11 protein-coding genes and 5 pseudogenes are annotated in these 15,033 nt (G+C 70.5%); 9 read left to right on the forward strand and 7 right to left on the reverse strand.

Annotation, left to right across the window (positions count from 1 at the left end):
* Positions 1 to 124: 124 nt before the first annotated feature.
* Complete coding sequence (locus AB0I52_RS12685) at positions 125 to 1,162, reverse strand: urea transporter (RefSeq protein ID WP_363071703.1); 1,038 nt, start codon at positions 1,160 to 1,162, stop codon at positions 125 to 127.
* A 104-nt stretch (positions 1,163 to 1,266) separates the two neighbouring features.
* Between AB0I52_RS12685 and AB0I52_RS12690 the strand changes: the two are divergent.
* Positions 1,267 to 1,461 (forward strand): annotated as a pseudogene (locus AB0I52_RS12690) (transposase); the annotation flags it as partial.
* Positions 1,462 to 1,574: 113 nt separating this feature from the next.
* Here AB0I52_RS12690 and AB0I52_RS12695 read toward each other — a convergent pair.
* Positions 1,575 to 2,200 (reverse strand): annotated as a pseudogene (locus tag AB0I52_RS12695) (transposase); the annotation flags it as partial.
* Positions 2,201 to 2,315: 115 nt separating this feature from the next.
* On the opposite strand from AB0I52_RS12695, the gene AB0I52_RS12700 reads away from it, so the two are divergent.
* Entirely contained in the window at positions 2,316 to 3,380 is a 1,065-nt protein-coding gene (locus AB0I52_RS12700) for a biotin/lipoate A/B protein ligase family protein (RefSeq protein ID WP_363071705.1), read from the forward strand.
* 86 nt (positions 3,381 to 3,466) lie between these two features.
* A pseudogene (locus AB0I52_RS12705) lies at positions 3,467 to 3,693 on the forward strand (lipoate--protein ligase family protein); the annotation flags it as partial.
* A 2-nt stretch (positions 3,694 to 3,695) separates the two neighbouring features.
* Here the strand turns inward: AB0I52_RS12705 and AB0I52_RS12710 are convergent.
* Positions 3,696 to 4,156, reverse strand: a pseudogene (locus AB0I52_RS12710) (histidine kinase); the annotation flags it as partial.
* Positions 4,157 to 4,251: 95 nt separating this feature from the next.
* Between AB0I52_RS12710 and AB0I52_RS12715 the strand changes: the two are divergent.
* Positions 4,252 to 4,599, forward strand: a pseudogene (locus tag AB0I52_RS12715) (class I SAM-dependent methyltransferase); the annotation flags it as partial.
* A 35-nt stretch (positions 4,600 to 4,634) separates the two neighbouring features.
* Here the strand turns inward: AB0I52_RS12715 and AB0I52_RS12720 are convergent.
* Both AB0I52_RS12720 and AB0I52_RS12725 read right to left on the reverse strand, forming a co-directional pair.
* Complete coding sequence (locus tag AB0I52_RS12720) at positions 4,635 to 6,086, reverse strand: amidase (RefSeq protein ID WP_363071707.1); 1,452 nt, start codon at positions 6,084 to 6,086, stop codon at positions 4,635 to 4,637.
* Positions 6,087 to 6,282: 196 nt separating this feature from the next.
* Positions 6,283 to 6,645 carry a hypothetical protein gene (locus AB0I52_RS12725; protein WP_363071709.1) on the reverse strand — a complete coding sequence of 121 codons (363 nt, stop codon included), beginning with the start codon at positions 6,643 to 6,645 and terminating at the stop codon, positions 6,283 to 6,285.
* A gap of 196 nt (positions 6,646 to 6,841) precedes the next feature.
* Here AB0I52_RS12725 and AB0I52_RS12730 point away from each other — a divergent pair, with 196 nt between their 5' ends.
* Positions 6,842 to 7,615, forward strand: a complete 774-nt coding sequence (locus AB0I52_RS12730; protein ID WP_363071711.1) for a hypothetical protein — start codon at positions 6,842 to 6,844, stop codon at positions 7,613 to 7,615.
* Here AB0I52_RS12730 and AB0I52_RS12735 read toward each other — a convergent pair.
* Entirely contained in the window at positions 7,578 to 9,128 is a 1,551-nt protein-coding gene (locus tag AB0I52_RS12735; RefSeq protein ID WP_363071713.1) for an NCS1 family nucleobase:cation symporter-1, read from the reverse strand. The genes AB0I52_RS12730 and AB0I52_RS12735 overlap by 38 nt on opposite strands.
* 75 nt (positions 9,129 to 9,203) lie before the next feature.
* Complete coding sequence (locus tag AB0I52_RS12740) at positions 9,204 to 10,205, reverse strand: TIGR03842 family LLM class F420-dependent oxidoreductase (RefSeq protein ID WP_363071715.1); 1,002 nt, start codon at positions 10,203 to 10,205, stop codon at positions 9,204 to 9,206.
* Between the two features lie 576 nt (positions 10,206 to 10,781).
* Here AB0I52_RS12740 and AB0I52_RS12745 point away from each other — a divergent pair.
* The 4 genes from AB0I52_RS12745 to AB0I52_RS12760 all read left to right on the forward strand — a co-directional run bounded on the left by AB0I52_RS12745 (position 10,782) and on the right by AB0I52_RS12760 (position 15,014).
* Positions 10,782 to 12,827 (forward strand): FAD-dependent oxidoreductase, encoded by a 2,046-nt coding sequence (locus AB0I52_RS12745; RefSeq protein WP_363071717.1) that lies wholly within the window; start codon positions 10,782 to 10,784, stop codon positions 12,825 to 12,827.
* 390 nt (positions 12,828 to 13,217) lie between these two features.
* Positions 13,218 to 14,294 carry a class I SAM-dependent methyltransferase gene (locus AB0I52_RS12750; protein ID WP_363071719.1) on the forward strand — a complete coding sequence of 359 codons (1,077 nt, stop codon included), beginning with the start codon at positions 13,218 to 13,220 and terminating at the stop codon, positions 14,292 to 14,294.
* 7 nt (positions 14,295 to 14,301) lie between these two features.
* Entirely contained in the window at positions 14,302 to 14,616 is a 315-nt protein-coding gene (locus AB0I52_RS12755) for a hypothetical protein (RefSeq protein WP_363071721.1), read from the forward strand.
* Positions 14,613 to 15,014 carry a hypothetical protein gene (locus AB0I52_RS12760; protein ID WP_363071723.1) on the forward strand — a complete coding sequence of 134 codons (402 nt, stop codon included), beginning with the start codon at positions 14,613 to 14,615 and terminating at the stop codon, positions 15,012 to 15,014. Before AB0I52_RS12755 ends, AB0I52_RS12760 begins: the two co-directional genes overlap by 4 nt.
* Positions 15,015 to 15,033: the final 19 nt, after the last annotated feature.

Consider the following 15,033-nt stretch of genomic DNA (forward strand, 5'->3'; position numbering starts at 1 on the left):
GCGCGACTTCCTTCGGGTCAGTCTCGGCAGGCTGAGGCCAGGCGACATGCCGGGCGTTGGCTGACAGCGCGCGCACGGTGCAGCCGGCTCGGACAGAGCACGCACGTGCTTCCCTCTCGTGCGGTCATCGTGTTCCGGCGTTGCGAGGGGTCAGGCTTTCCCAGCGGCGCGAGATCGACCGCAGGTTGATCTCAGGGGTCGTGGCGTCTTCCGGATGCACCGCGTGCAGCCGCGTGAACGAGCTGGCGGCGAACAGGCACAGCCAGGTGGTGACGACGAAGGGTGCCGTGAGCACGGGCAGCCCCACCGGGGCCAGCACGGTGCCGAACATGCTGTCGACGACCACGCTCAGCGCGGCGGCCACCGCGGCGAACAACGCCGAGCGGTAACTGAGCAGGTAGTACAAGCCCGCGAGGGCGATCGCCGTCAGCACCGCGTTGTAGCCGGCCAGGCCGCCGCGCAGCGTCGTCTCCGACGCGCCGAACCCCCAGGCCACGCCGAACCCGATCAGGCTGCCGGCTGCGGCCGCGGTGGCGGAGACCCGCGAATTGACCAGGATCCCGACCAGCAGCGCCACCCCGGTCCAGACGCTGGTCTGCAGCATCACCTCGGAGAATCCCCGGAAGAACCCGAACAGCAGATCGCTCGGCGTCAGTGCCTGCCCACCGGAAAGCGACTCACTGGGCAGGCGCGGGGCGGGCAGCGCTGCGGCGCCGCTCAAGCCGCTGAACTGGCGCAGTCCCGCGAGGAACACCCAGGTGGTCGCCACGAAGGCGGCGGTCAACGTCGGGACGTGCTCGGAATTGACCAGGTTGTAGATGGCCGCAGCGACAATCGTGACGGCCACGCAGGCGAACACCACATAGCCCACCAGGATGGGCCCTTGGGTGACGTAGGTGGCCAGACCGATCGCGGTCAGGGTGCCGTTGAACCCGTACAGCCCTTGTTTCACCGATCCCCCCGGCACTCCCACCAGCAGTGCCGTGCCGGTGGCCACCACCGTTCCCAGCAGCGCGTACAGCCCGACCGTCCAGCTGCCCAAGAAGATTCCGACCAGGAAGATCGCCCCGGACAGCGGATTGTTCTGCAACAACACCTGCCCGACACCACGCAGCACTGTGTCGACGAAGCCCCCGCCCGGAGAATTCCAAAGCGCCGTCACCGACCGCATAGTCACGCCCTAACCGATTGGCCCCGCACACCATGGCACGAGGCAACCGGTGAATCCACTGACCCGGCCGACCGGGCAAACCGGTAAAGATGGGAATTCGAAAGTTCGCCGAAACCTGCGACTGGCTGACCATCTGCTACCTGCCGCCCTACGCACCCGACCTCAGCCCCGTCGAAGGCATCTGGTCACTCCTACGGCGCGGATCGCTCTCGAACGTCGCCTTCAGCACCCCCGAACACCTCGTCCAGACCGTCCAGACCGTCCGACGCGGCCTGCGGCACATTCAGTAACGCAGTCACCTCATAGACGGCTGACACCGATACCGGCCTGACCACCCGACCCGCCTGATCAGCAGCACGGCATCCCGAGTTCAACCTCAATAGCACCAGAATCCGGCCGGAGCAAAACGGAAGGATGCCGAATCTTGGTCAGTCAAACGAGCGGTGTAAATGGGATTGAGGACCTTCGCGATCTCGTCCCGGTCCTGGCGGGCGGCATAGCGGTAGGAATTCCGCGGGTGGACCACGCAAGTCTGCACAATCGTCTGGGGCCAGACGGTCTCGACCGCGTCGGACAAGGACACCTCGGCGGCCATAGAACTCGGACAGGTGCGCCTGGACCTCACAGGTCGTCAGGCCCTTCGCAGCAAGCGAGATGACCATCTCGTCCACGCCGGAAAGGCGCTTCTACCGCTTCTTGACGATCTTCAAGCTCGAAGAAACCTTCGCGGTCGCGGGGCACGGCTGTCTCGACCGGGCCGACATCGGTGAGCAGCGTCTTGCCACGGGTTCCGTTACGGCTGTTGCCACCGTTCTTCCCGGCGGGATCGTGCTTGTCATAGCCGAGGTGGCCGGTGATCTCCCCCTCGGCGCGGACTCCAGGAGCCGCCCGGTCAACTGCTGGAGCAGCCCGCCCTCACCGGTCGGCTAAAGGCAGGTGGTCGTCCACAGACTTCGACGGCACGGCCCGGGACGGCTCGACGGTCTCAACCTCGGTCACTTTGTCGCTGATCGTCGATGCATCTTCCATGATCGGGAGTTACACCGAACGTTTTACAGTCCCGCTCGTCACGAGCAGGCATTAGAGTGCGATGCGAGGTATGTGCGCGTCTATCCCATGCCGCGCACCGGAAGGGAACGAAGCCGTGCATGGAGAATACAAGGTGCCCGGCGGCAAGCTTGTCGTCGTGGACCTGGACGTCGACGAAGGCGTGCTGCGCAACGTGCGCGTCGCCGGGGACTTCTTCCTGGAGCCCGACGAGGCAATCCTCTCGATGGACAGGGCCCTGGAGGGTGCCCTGTCCTCAACAGACGCCGCAGGCCTCGCGGCCCGGATCACGGCGGGGCTGCCGGAGTCGACCGTCATGCTCGGGCTGACCGCGGAGGGCGTCGGCATCGCTGTTCGGCGAGCGCTGGCCCATGCAACCGAGTGGAGCGACTACGACTGGCAGTTGGTGCACACGGAAGCGCAGGCCCCGGCCCTGCACATGGCACTGGACGAGGTCCTCACCACCGAGGTGGCCGCCGGGCGGCGCGCTCCCACGCTGCGGGTCTGGGAATGGGCCTCGCCTGCTGTGGTCATCGGCAGCTTCCAGTCACTGCGCAATGAGGTGGACCTCGATGGGGCGGCCAAGCACGGAATGACCGTGGTACGCCGCATTTCTGGTGGTGGGGCCATGTTCGTCGAGCCCATGAGTACCATCACGTACTCCCTGTCCGTGCCGGAGTCGCTGGTCTCCGGCCTCTCCTTCGCCGACAGCTACGCCTACCTCGACGACTGGGTGCTGGGCGCCCTCGGCGACATGGGCATCAAGGCCTGGTACCAGCCGCTCAACGACATCGCGACCGATGCCGGAAAGATCGCCGGCGCCGCTCAGAAGCGGATCGTCGGCTCTGATGGTGGCCCTGGAGCCGTCCTGCATCACGTGACGATGTCGTACGACATCGACGCGGACAAGATGCTGGAGGTACTACGGATCGGCAAGGAGAAGCTCTCCGACAAGGGCACCAAGAGCGCCAAGAAGCGCGTCGACCCGCTCCGCCGCCAGACCGGCCTCGCCCGGGAACAGGTGATCGAGAACATGATCGCCTCCTTCCGTAACCGCTACGGACTGACTACCGGCGACGTCACAGCGGAAGAGATGGCCCAGGCAGAGGAGCTGGTGCGGACGAAGTTCGCCACCGAGGAGTGGACCGCCCGGGTGCCGTAAGCACGCTGCCGGATACCGTGTGCATCCGACGCGATCAAGCACCTACCCATGATCACGCAGGCTCGTAGCGTCTTGGCCGTCCGACCTTCGTGGAGCCGGGCAACACCATCACGTACTCCCTCTCCGTCCCCGACTCCTCGTCTCCGGGCTCGCCTTCGCCGACAGCTACGCCTGCCTGGACGACCGGGTGCTCGAAGCCCTCGGCGACATGGGCATCAAGACCTGGCACCAGCCGCCCAACGACATCGCCACCGATGCCGGGAAGATCGCCGGGGCGGCGCAGAAGCGCGTCGCGGGCCACGACGGCGGACCGGTGCCGCGCTTGCGGGCGAGGTGAACGGCGACTCCCGCCTGGAGCTTGACGATCGAGATGGAGTGGGTGAGCGAGTCGCGCAGTTCGCGGGCGACCCGCAGCCGCTCCTCCCCGCCCGGCGCAGCGCGGTCTCGTCCCTGCTCCGTTCGGCGTCCAGCGCCCGCTGCTCGGTCTGGCGCAGATAGGCCTGCCAGTTCTTGTCGATGAGCCCGGTGACCCCGGCGCAGAGGAACCGGCCGAGCAGCAGCAGGGTGCGTTCGACGGTGTCCTCGGCGGCGGGTGCGGCGGCCATCATGACGGCGAAGTACCCGGTGAGGAAGAGGGCGCCCGCCGCGACGCCCCAGAGTCGGTGTCCGTTGCGGGCTGCGGCGTGCACCGCGGCCGGCACGGGGAACGCCGCCCAACTGCCCGGCTGCGCATGGAGCACGTATCCAAACATGGCGAGCGTGGTGAGGACGAGCACCGCAGGTCGAGGGCGTCAGGCGACGACCGCGGGGTCACCCCCGCTTCCGCCGCATGGATCGGTGCTGCCTGACCGGACGGAGCGGCCGGCCGGCCGACGCGCAGACCTGCCCGTTCGAGCCCGGCGGCTACGACGTGGCGATCAGCCGGGGCGGGGTGATGTTCTTCGCCGACGCCATCGCCGCGTTCACGAACATCGCCGCCGCGCTGCGGCCGGGTGGCCGGCTTCGGGGACATCGAGGTGAGCAGCGTCCGCGCGGACTCCTTCTGGGGGGGAAGGACGCGGCGGACGCGGTGGACTTCTTCGTCTCGCGCGCCCCCGGCCGCAGCGTCTCCGGCGCGACGCGCGCGGCGACGGCCCGCGCGCTGCTGCCGCACGAGACCCCGCGCGGGGTGCTGCTGCGCGCGGGGGTGTGGGTGGTCGGCGCCCGCCGCCCGGAGTGAGGGGTACGGTGCGGCCGGCCCGACAGCCTCGGACGTTACGGCACGGCCGGCGGGCGGTGTTCGTACCAGCGCAGGGCGGCCTCCAGCTGGGCGGCCAGCGAGATCAGCCGTTCCTCGCTGCGGGAGGGGCCGAGCAGCTGGGCGCCCACGGGGAGGCCGTCGGAGGTGAACCCGGCGGGGACGTTGATCCCCGGCCAGCCCAGTACGTTCCAGGGCCAGGCGTACGGGCAGGCCTCGGCGATCGCCACGTCGGTGCGCCAGGCGCTCAGCCCGTCGAAGCTGCCGATCCGGGGCGGCGGAAGGGCCGTGGTCGGGGTGAGCAGCACATCGAATCCCGAGCCGGCCCGGCCGCGGGAGGGGTGGAACAGCGCGCCGATCCGGCGGTGCTGGCGCACCTCGCGTTCCCTGGCCACCCGCACCACCCGGCCGCCGAGCCGGGTGCCGGTGCGCAGGGCGCTGCGGGTGCGCGCGTCCAGGAGCGCGGGCTGGGGGTGCAGCGCGGCGAGTTCGGCGATGCCCGCGGTGGCGCGGGGCACGAAGCCGAGGCCGATCAGTCCGTAGCGGGGCCGGGCCTCCTCGACGTGGTGGCCCAGTGCGGCCAGGGCCTCCGCGAGCGCGGTGACGGCGCGTCGTACCTCCGGGTGGGGCGCGGTCCGCGTGAGGGTGAGCGGGGGCCGCCAGGCGACGGCGATGCGCAGCCGGCCCGGCTCGCGGCGGGCGGCGGCGCGGGCCTCGACCGGCGGCGGGCGGTGCGGGTCGTCGGGGTGCGCGCCCGCGACGGCGTCCAGGAGCAGGGCGGCGTCGCCGACGGTCCTGGCCAGCGGTCCGTTGACGGTGAGGCCCTGGAAGGCGTCGCTGTGGGGGTGGACGGAGATCCGGCCGCGCTGCGGTTTGATACCGACGAGGTGCGTCCAGGCCGCCGGGATGCGGACGGACCCGGCGCCGTCGGAGCCGAGCGCGGCGGGCACCAGCCCGGCGGCGACGGCGGCCGCCGAACCGCCGGACGACCCGCCGGGCGTGTGGTCGGTGTTCCATGGATTGCGGGTGGCACCGAAGGCCGGGCCCTCGGTGAACGGCCACTGGCCCAGTTCGCAGGAGTTAGTCTTCCCGACGATCACGGCGCCGGCGGCACGCAGTCTGCGTACGGCCTCGCTGTCCGCGGTGGCGGCGGGCAGCTCCCCCGCGCAGCCGAAGTAGGTGGGCATCCCCGTGACATCGGTGTCGTCCTTGACCGCGACGGGCACCCCCAGCAGCGGCAGCCGCTCCCCCGCGGCCAGCCGGCGATCGGCCTCGGCCGCCTCCGTGAGTGCGGCCTCGGCCCGCAGGTGCCGGAAGGCGTTGAGGGTGCCCTGACTCGCCTCGATCCGGGCGAGGGCGGCGGAGACCAGCTGGGTGGCGGTGCTGCGGCCGTCCGCCAGGGCCCGTGCGCTGTCGGCCAGTCCGGCCGGATCCGCCACGTCCGTTCCGATGGATTCCGCTGAGGACATGTGCTGCCCGCCTCCCTCGTACCGTCAGGTGCACGCACCTGTCCGCCCGAACGAACTTACTGGAGGGTAACGAGTTGGGGTGCTCCGCTCAACCGTCCGGCGGGGAGTGTCGGGTACCGCTCGCGGGAACGCGCGGGAGCGCTCGCGCACCTCCCGCGGCCCCACTGCTCCACAAGCCCGGGGAGCCCTTCGGGCTCTACGGCTGGACCGTGATCTCGCCGATTCCGGTGCCGAGGCCCGCGCAGTGCGCGGTCGACTGGCCGGACTGGCCCGGGTTGAGCGTGACGTGCTCACCGTCGACGTCCGGGGACCAGCCGCAGACCAGGTGCACCCAGAAGGTCTGCGTCGCACCACCGTTGTTCCGGCACAGTGCGTAGCCGGTGTGGTCGTCGACGGCGTGCTTGCCCGTGTCGCAGGACAGGCCCGGCGGCGTCGCCGTCGGGGCGGCGGCCGAGGCGGCCGTGGCCAGGCCGGCGCAGACCGCGAAAGCCGCGGTCAGGCCCGCGACAGCGGCGCCTCGCAGCGCGGTCACGGACAGACTCCGCGTGGTGTTCCTCATGTTTCCCTCTCGGCCGTGACGAACCGGGTGCCGTGGCAACCGGCCCTCGGCCCCTCTTGACCGAGAACACCACGGAACGTCACGCTGTGCGCCCGTCCGGTGGCCGTCCTCCCGCCGGGCGGGCGCCCCTGCCCCGGCGTACGCTCGAAAGATCGGAGACCCGGACAGCCCCGCCATGACCCTTCGAGGAGGCGACGTGACCGGTCCACACCTCGGTACACGCCCGGCCGCATGGACCGCGGCGATCGTGCTCTCCGTCACCGGCAGCGGCCTCGTCGGCGGCGGCGTGGCGCAGGCGGACGACATCGGCGATCTCACCGCACAGCAGATCGCCGACCGCGCCCGCGACGCCCTGCTCGACGCGCACTCCCTGCACCTCAGCACACGCGGGGACCTCGGCAGGGACAGTACGCCGATGTCCCTGGACCTCACCCTGGACCGCAGCGGCAACTGCGACGGATCGGTGGACCTCGGCAACAGCCAGGGCTCGGTGCAGCTCGTCAAGCGCGGCAACGACGTCTGGGTCAAACCGGACGCGGACTTCTGGAAGAACCAGGTCCCCGACGGCGGCCAGGCCTTCGCCGCGATCCTGAACGGCCGCTACATGAGGGCCTCGGCCACCGATCCCCGGCTGCTCACGCTGACGAAGGCCTGCGATCTCGACACCTTCCAGAAGCTGGTCAGCGACAACGCGGACAACGACGCCGGCACGCTCAACAAGGCCGCGCCGACCACCCTCGGCACGGCCTCCGTCATACCGCTGACCAGGATGCGGGAGAACATGACGCTGGTCCTGTACGTGGCGGCCACCGGCAAGCCGTACCCCCTGCGGCTCACCCTTCAGGGCGACGGGGCGGACGCGACCGTGGACTTCTCCGCGTTCGACAAGCCGGTGCCCACGTCCACGCCGCCGCCGGACGAGTCGTTCGACATCAACGCCCTGCTGGGCCGTTCGACGGGGACGGCGTGACGTCCGGCCGGCCGGTGAGCACCACGTACAGCACCAGCGACGAGGCCAGCCCCACCGCCCAGCCGTAGTCGGCGAGGGGTTTCAGGAACGGGATCAGCCCACCGGCCGGGAACGGTCCCTTCCCGGGCTCGGAGTGCGAGCCGCCGATCGCCAGGACGCCGCCGACGGCGAAGGCGGTGACGGCCCGCCAGTTCCAGCCGTTGGTGTACCAGTAGCGGCCGCCCGGCCGGTAGAGGTCGGCGAGGTCGAGCACGGTGCGCCGGACGATCCAGTAGTCGGCGATCAGGATGCCGGCGACCGTACCCAGCAGCCCGCCGACGAGACCGAGCCAGGTGAAGATGTACAGCTCGGGCGTCTCGGTGAGCTTCCACGGCATGATCAGCACGCCGACGATGCCCGTGACGAGCGCGCCGGTACGGAAGTTGATGAACTTCGGCGCGAGGTTCGCCAGGTCGTACGCGGGTGACACCACGTTCGCCGCGATGTTCACGGAGATGGTCGCGATGAGCACGGTCACCAGGGCGTAGAGCAGTCCGAAGACGTTGTCGGTGCGGGCGACCAGCTGGACCGGGTCCCAGATCGCCTCGCCGTACACGGCCTGCGAGCCGGAAGTCACCAGCACCGAGAGCAGCGCGAAGAGCGTCATCGTGGTGGGCAGACCGAACGACTGGCCCCGGATCTGGGCGCGTTGGCCCGCGCCGAAGCGGGTGAAGTCGGGGATGTTCAGCGAGAGCGTCGCCCAGAAGGCGATCATGCCCATCAGGGAGGGGAAGAAGACCGGCCAGAAGTCCTTGCCCCAGCCGAGCTTCGAGGGCTGGTCCAGCAGGGGGCCGAAGCCGCCCGCCTTGACGGCGACCCAGACCAGCAGCACCACCGCGCCGACGATGACGAAGGGCGCCGCCCAGTTCTCGAACCGGCGCAGGGCGTCCATCCCCCGGTAGATGATGGCGAGTTCGACGGCCCAGAACACCGCGAAACAGAGCCAGAGCGTCCACGGCTGCCCGCCGATCTCGGACGCCTTCGCCCAGCCGCCGAAGATCTTCCCGAGCAGGGTGAAGATGCCGACGCCGCCGATCCAGGTCTGGATGCCGAACCAGGCGCACGCCACCGCGGCCCGGATCAGGGCCGGCAGATTGGCGCCGCGCAGCCCGAACGAGGCACGGGCCAGCACCGGGAACGGGATGCCGTACTTGGGTCCGGCGTGCCCGGTGAGCAGCATCGGGCCGAGCACGATCAGGTTGGCGAGCGCGATGGTGAAGACGGCCTGTTTCCAGTCCATGCCGAGGGCGACGAGACCGGAGGCGAGCAGCCAGGACGGGATGTTGTGGGCCATGCCGACCCAGAGAGCGGCGAAGTTGTACGTCGTCCAGTCGCGCCGCTCCAACGGGACGGGCAGCAGGTCGTCGTTGACGAACCGGTTGTCGGTGGGGACGGCGCCCGGGGCGAGTCCGATGCGGCCCGGGGCCTGGGATATCCGGTCCTGCGGTGGTGGCGGTGGGACGGTCGATGTCATGACGGCTGGACCCTTCGCTCGGAATCGGTGCCGTGCGGGGCGGGGCGCGGGACGGGTACGACCTGGGGGAGGCGGTCAGTCGGAGAGGGCGGGGATGATCTCGGCGCCATAGGCGTCGATGGTGGCCTCGCGGGCGTCGTGCATGTTGTAGACGGCGAACTGGTCGACGCCCAGGTCGCGCAGGGCCCGGAGCTTCTCGATGTGCGCGGCCGGCGGTCCCAGCAGGCAGAACCGGTCGACGATCTCGTCCGGTACGAAGGTCGTGTCGGGGTTCCCGGCCCGGCCGTGGTGGCTGTAGTCGTAGCCCGAGCGTCCGGCGATGTACGCGGTCAGCGCCTCGGGGACGAGACCGGAGTGCTCGCCGTACCGGGTGACCAGGTCGGCCACGTGGTTGCCGACCATGCCGCCGAACCAACGGCACTGCTCGCGGGCGTGGTCGAGGTCGTCGCCGACGTAGGCGGGGGCCGCGACGCAGATGGTGACGGAGTCCGGGTCGCGGCCCGCATCGGCCGCCGCGTCCCGTACCGCTTTGATCATCCATTCGGTGAGGAAGGGGTCGGCGAGCTGGAGGATGAAGCCGTCGGCCTTCTGCCCTGCGAGTGCCAGGGCCTTGGGACCGTAGGCGCCCATCCAGACGGGCAGCCTGCCGTCCTTGATCCAGGGGATCTGCACCGGCTGTCCGTCGATGACCGCCTCGCGCCCCTCCGCGAGGTCGCGGATGGCGTCCATCGCCTCACCGAGCCTGGCCAGGGTGTTGGGGCGGCGGCCGGCCACCCGCATCGCCGAGTCGCCGCGTCCGATGCCGCAGACCGTCCGGTTGCCGTACATGTCGTTGAGGGTGGCGAACGTGGAGGCGGTGACCTCCCAGGTACGGGTGGACGGGTTGGTGACCATGGGCCCGACCACGAGGCGTTCGGTGTGTTCGAGGATGCGGCTGTAGATGACGAAGGGCTCCTGCCAGAGCACCGCCGAGTCAAAGGTCCAGCCGTAGCGGAAGCCGTTGCGCTCGGCGCGGCGCATCAGGCCGACGACGGCCGAGGCGGGCGGGTCGGTCTGCAGAACGAGTCCGAAGTCCATGCCAGGTACTCCTAGTCCAGGTACTGACAGGTGGCGCGCGGGGTGTACGTGCCGTGACCGGCGCGGCCGGTAGGACCGGTGTGCCGGCGTAGTCGCCCGGTGCGCGTGCCGCCCTCTCCCGAACACCGGTCCTCAGGTACTCAAGCGCACGCCGTCAACGGCTCCGGGGCGCTGCCCCTGAGTGGCGTGCTGCGGCAGATCCTTCCACATGAGTGCGCGGCGGGCCTTGTACAACGCGGCCCCGAAAGCGAGCCGCGGGGGACGATTCTGGACTGCTTTTCGGGCTTTGGGAAGAGGTCCTCTACGCGCGTCCACTGATCATCCGTGAGCGCCGGTGGCACCAGGTGCCACCGGCTCCTCATACCAGCTCTCGAAGCCCGCGATCACCTTCCCGCGGCCGACGCCGGGACCACGGGAGAGAAACGGCCGAAAGTGATCGAAATCCAACAGCACAAGTTACCGACCAGTACTCATTGACTCGGCCATCTGGCGGTTCCTATTGTTCCGTTCAATCGAACGGCGTACCTGTGAACGGAACGGTCCCGGTCGCCACCCCCCGTTCGGGAGGGAGTAATAGTGACAAGATCTGACGTCAGTACCCTTCTGTCCCCCTTCGAGCTCGGTCAAGTCCACTTGCGCAACCGGGTGTTCGTTCCCGGGCACACGACGAATTTCGGCCACGACAATCACCCCACCGAGCGTCTTGCCGCGTACCACGGCGAACGGGCTCGCGGGGGTGTCGGGCTCATCATCACCGAGGGCATCCGGGTCCACCCGACCAGCGCCGGCCGCCACATCAGCCTCGGCAGCTTCGACGACTCCTCCATTCCGCACTACGTGGGCATCGCCGAGTCCGTACAGGTCCACGGCACGCGGCTGTTCGCCCAGCTGCTCCACACGGGCCGCCAGGCCGCCGGGGACGCCACCCGCACCGCCGCCTGGTCGCCGGGGACCACCCCCTGGACGGCCGGGAGCCATATACCGCACGCCATGGGCCGCGACGACATCTCCACCGTCGTGAACGCCTTCGGCGCCGCCGCCCGGCGGATGTGGCAGGCCGGGTACGACGGCGTCGAGATCCACCTCGGGCACGGCCATCTGATCGAACAGTTCCTCTCCCCCTTCACCAACACCCGCACCGACGGTTACGGAGGCGGCCCGGACGGGCGGCTCCGGTTCACCCGCGAGGTGCTCACCGAGGTGCTCGCCTCCGCGCCGGGCCTGCCGATGGGCATCCGCATCAGCGCGGACGAGTTCCTCCCCGGCGGGCTCACACCCCCCGACATGGTCGAGATCGTCGGCCGGCTGCGGCAGGAGTTCCCGCTGCTGTACGTCCACGTGAGCCACGCCGCCTATCACGGCAGCTACTCGCTGGGCACGCAAATGGCGGACATGAGCTTCCGGCACGCTCAGTTCCGCCACCACGCGGCGCTGTTCAAGGCGGAGTTCCCCGATCTCCCGGTGCTGGCGGTCTGCCGTCTGGACAGCCTTCCGGAGGCGGCCGATCTCGTCGCGGCGGGAGAGGCGGACCTCGTCGGGCTGGCCCGCCCGCACATCGCCGACCCGAATCTGGTCCGCCGGGCCGAGGAGGGCCGTCCGGACGACGTCCGCTCCTGCGTCGCCTGCAACCAGGGCTGCGTCGGCCGACTGGAGGCGAGCCTGCCGATCGCCTGCGTCGTCAATCCGGAGGTCGGCGCCGAACGCGAGTGGGCGCGGGTACGGACGGCCCTGCCCGCACCGCCCGGCCACGCGCCCGCCCGGCGCGTGCTGGTCGTCGGCGGGGGGCCGGCCGGGATGGAGGCCGCTCTGGCCGCGGACCGCGCCGGGTACGAGGTCACCCTCGCGGAGGCCGGCCCTGCGCTGGGCGGCCGCGTCTCCGTCGCGGCCACGGTGCCCGGACGGGAGCGGCTCGGCCTGATGGTCACCGACCTCGTCCGTGAACTCACCGCTTCCGCCGTCGATGTACGACTGACCGAGCGGGTGACCGTTGACGACCTGCTGCCCGGCGGGCGGCTGGACGGCTTCGACGACGTCGTGGTGGCGGCCGGCGCCCGTCCCGGGAAGCGTGAACTGCCTGACGGACCGCCCGTGTTCGACATCCTGGAGGCGGTCTCCGGACTCGGGGACCCGGACTCACCGCTGCGCGGTACGGTCCTCGTCCGCGACGACCAGGGCACCTGGGCGGCGGCCTCCGTCGCCGAGAGCCTCGCCCGCGAGGGGGCCCGGGTGCACATGATGTCGCCCACCGCGTCCTTCGCCTCGAAGATCACCACGTACTCCCGGCTGGCCCTGACCAGCCGGATGGGCGAACTGGGAATCCGGTCGCACCTCATGCGGGACGTGGTGGCGGCACACACCGGCACGGTCGTCCTGCGTGACACGCTCTGCGGCCACACCGAAGAACTCACCGGCGTCACGGCCGTCGTGGACGTGGGACTGCCGGTGGCCGACGACGGGCTGTACCGGGCGCTCGACGCCCGGGACGGCGCACCACGAGTCCACGTCGTCGGCGACGCCAACGCCCCGCGCACCGCGCTGGAGGCCGTGTACGAAGGCCGGCTCGCCGGAACCTTCCTGACCGACGCCGTCACTGGCGCCGGACTCCTCGCCCAGACCCACTGACCCGAAGAGACCCAAAGAGAAACGTTTCTTCACGCCACACCGCACCACACCGCACCCCCGTCCCCCGTTCCGCCATCACCACGGACACCGCACCCCCGTCCCCCGTTCCGCCATCACCACGGACACCCCGTCCCCGGCCGGCCTCCGCGCAGGCCACCCTCTCCACACCGCGATCCTCGGCATACCCCGTCGTATCAGGACCGCTTCCGCCGCCCGGCACGCCCGCACACCACGCGGGCGCGGACCGCGAGTCCCCGGCCGGCCCCTCCCGGTCGCACCCGTATCGCCGTCACGTTCCCGGACGGCCACCGTGCATCCCCGCCGCCGCGGCTCCCCTCGCCGCTGCCCGGACCGCACGGCCCGCCGTCCCCGCCCGAACAGGAGAGATACATGATCGACATCGAGGATCAGCTCACCCTCGACGAACGCTCGTCCATCGACTTCATCCTGACGCTGCGCAAGCGCTGGTCCGACACGGTCTATCCGGCCCTCGCCGAGGAGTACGCGGCGACCGGTCCGGCCGCCGGCACCGTGGAAGCCGCCACCGGGCGGCTGCGCGAGCTCAGCCTGTACCCCTGGTACAGCCACCTCGAGCGCGTCCAGCAGAAGATGCTGTGGAAGACCGTCGGCGAGGCCGTCGTCAACCGGGCCGAGGAGCTGCGCGGGCAGCTGGACGACATCCAGGGCGCCCCCAGGGGCCGCCTCGAACTCGACCCCGGCGTCGAACTGCCCGGCTGGTACACGGACTACGACATCCACATCCAGCCCGGCGGCTTCGACTCCGACGACCTCAGCGCCTACGTCTACGAGCTCGGCGCGCGGATCGTGATGCTGCGCGACAACGACGGATACAAGTTCCACCGGCTGTTCACCGAGACGGCGCTGCCCGAGGTGCCCGGCGCCACCCGCGTCCTGGACATCGGCTGCGGCTTCGGCAAGAGCACCCGCCCGCTGACCGCCCGGTACCCCGGTGCCGAGGTGATCGGCATCGACTTCGCCGCCCCCGGCCTGCGCCTCGCGCACGCCGAGGCGGAGGCCGACGGAGCCGCCATCACCTACCGCCAGGGCGACGGCCGGGCCACCGGTGTCGAGGACGCCTCCTGCGACATCGTCACCGGCACCATGGTGCTGCACGAGATGCCCGCGGAGGCGGTCCGGGAGACCGTCGTCGAGGCGGCCAGGCTCCTCAAGCCCGGCGGCACCATGAGCTTCCTGGAGTTCAACCCCACCGGCGACCCGTTCCGCGACGCGACGATCCACGAGCACGCCGAGCGCAACAACGAGCCGTTCTTCCGGGACCTGTTCGCCACCGACCTCGTCGGCATCTGCGCGCGGGCCGGCCTCACGGGGGCCCACTGGACGCCGTTCGACGAACGCCGTGCCGGCAGGAGCCCCGAGGGCTGGGGGGAGCGCCGTGAGTGGCACTTCCCCTGGGCCGTCCTGACCGCGACCAAACCGGAGAACTGAGGCCGCCATGACCGAGGAATTCGAGTACTTCCGCGACCGCAACACCGGAAAGCTGTTCGACCTGGTGCTCCAGCTCGGCACCGAGCTGCACGTCACCGACCAGCGTCTGCACGCCATGGAGGCCCTGCTGGTCAGGCACGGGGTGCTCGGCGCCGGCGAACTCGACGCGCTGCGGCCCGCCGAGGACGAGCAACGCCTGCTCGACACCCGGCGCGAGGCGGCCGTCGCACGGCTGATGCGGATCATCACCGAGTCCGGTCCCGCCGAGCACCCGCTGCGCGACCAGTGGGAAGCGGCCCTGGAGAGGCGGGCGGGCTCATGACCACCGGCGCGCTCGCCCCCGCACAGACCATCGACCGCTATCTCCAGTTCTGCGAGGACCGTGAACTGGAGGCGGCGGGAAGGCTGCTCACCCAGGAACCGCGCCTGGTCTTCCCCGGAGGCGCGGTGTACGGATCCCTGCCGGAGATGGTCGCCGACCAGCGCGGCCGCTACCGGTGGGTGCGCAAGCACCGCGGCCCGTACTTCGAGGGAAGGACCCCGGACGGTCTGGTGACCGTCACCTCGCTCGGCACGCTCTACGGCGAGGACATGGACGGCAAGCCCTTCGAGGGCGTGCGGTACACCGACGTGTTCGTCCTGCGCGACGGGCTGATCGCCGAACAGCACGTCTACAACGACCTCAGCGAGACCGGGACCAGCACCCCGGTACACGGCTGACAGCCCCCTTCTCCCCGAA

The organism is Streptomyces sp. NPDC050423, from assembly GCF_040655445.1.
GTDB lineage: Bacteria > Actinomycetota > Actinomycetes > Streptomycetales > Streptomycetaceae > Streptomyces.

Excerpts from the sequence above, each read along its gene's own strand:
- AB0I52_RS12720 (WP_363071707.1), bottom strand. The coding sequence starts at position 6,086 with ATGTCCTCAGCGGAATCCATCGGAACGGACGTGGCGGATCCGGCCGGA.
- AB0I52_RS12725 (WP_363071709.1), bottom strand. The coding sequence starts at position 6,645 with ATGAGGAACACCACGCGGAGTCTGTCCGTGACCGCGCTGCGAGGCGCC.
- AB0I52_RS12735 (WP_363071713.1), bottom strand. The coding sequence starts at position 9,128 with ATGACATCGACCGTCCCACCGCCACCACCGCAGGACCGGATATCCCAG.
- AB0I52_RS12740 (WP_363071715.1), bottom strand. The coding sequence starts at position 10,205 with ATGGACTTCGGACTCGTTCTGCAGACCGACCCGCCCGCCTCGGCCGTC.
- AB0I52_RS12750 (WP_363071719.1), top strand. The coding sequence starts at position 13,218 with ATGATCGACATCGAGGATCAGCTCACCCTCGACGAACGCTCGTCCATC.
- AB0I52_RS12755 (WP_363071721.1), top strand. The coding sequence starts at position 14,302 with ATGACCGAGGAATTCGAGTACTTCCGCGACCGCAACACCGGAAAGCTG.
- AB0I52_RS12760 (WP_363071723.1), top strand. The coding sequence starts at position 14,613 with ATGACCACCGGCGCGCTCGCCCCCGCACAGACCATCGACCGCTATCTC.